1 protein-coding gene is annotated in these 1,059 nt (G+C 46.0%); it reads right to left on the bottom strand.

Annotation, left to right across the window (positions count from 1 at the left end):
- Positions 1 to 1,059 (bottom strand): IS66 family transposase (locus tag AB5123_RS14430; protein ID WP_368365013.1); only part of this gene is annotated, 1,059 nt, incomplete at both ends.

Here is a 1,059-nt window from a genome sequence, read left to right as displayed (position 1 = left end):
ATCGCATTTTCCGCTGCGTTGTTTGAAATAGCACAGTCGCCGTTTTTGAAATAATTCCCGAGATACTCTCTGCGCTTGAATGCATACTCAAAAGCCTTTCCGAGCTGCGTTTTCGGAAGAACTGTAGGTGCGACTTTTTCAGCCCATGACCAGAAAGCCTCAAACACGGGTTTTTCCTGTGTCAGACGCTCTTTAAAACGTTCTTCTGTTGTCAGCTTATCAAGCTCGGACTCTATCGCAAAAAGCTTGTCACAAAAGTCTCTTGCCGTCTTAGCTATGCTGTCTTCGCTGTCCACAATAATCGCTTCATGGAACTTTCGCCTGACGTGAGCCCAGCAATTGCAGTGCGTGACCTTGGTCAGCTTGTTGTAGCCTGCATAGCCGTCGGTGTGCACAAAGCCATCGTAGTCTCCAAGATACTTCTTTGGCACATCTCCCGACCTTGACTTGTTGTAGTCATAGATCACGATCTGCCTGTCCGAATGCTTGCCGGTGCGGTATACCCACATATATTGCTTGCTTTCGGAGGAAACGTTTCTTTCCTTGAGGACCTTGACGTATGTTTCATCGCAATGAAGGATTTTTTCTTTCAGCATCTCAGTTTTGAGTCTTGCCACAAATTTGCTGAAATAATCCTCACTGCATCTAATGATCCAGTTTGCCATAGTTGTTCTGCTGAGCGCGTATCCAAGACGTTCCCAGTCCTTTTCCTGACGGTACAGCGGAACAGCATTGACGTACTTTTGGTATATCACCCACGCAGCCGTTGACGCAGACGCAAGCGAATGTGGCAAAACAGGTGCCGGCACAAATCCGTGAAGAAAAACAGGCATATTCTTTTTCTCGCACTTTTTGCAGCCATAAGTATTGCTGTAATACTTCTTTACAACCAGCTTTGCAGGTATCAGTTCAACTTCCTCACGGACATATTTTTTGCCAACGACCTTCATCTTACTTCCGCAGCGAGGACATATCTGCTCATTTTCGGGGATAGTGCAGGTGATGACCTCGGTCTCGATGTTCTTTATGATCTCATCACGTTTTGTCTTTGCACTTTTT

It is taken from the genome of Ruminococcus sp. RTP21204st1_B2_RTP21204_210225 (assembly GCF_040914135.1).
Classification (GTDB): domain Bacteria; phylum Bacillota; class Clostridia; order Oscillospirales; family Ruminococcaceae; genus Hominimerdicola; species Hominimerdicola aceti.
Note: the sequence above shows the minus strand (reverse complement) of the source record. Positions and strands in the feature narration are given on the sequence as shown.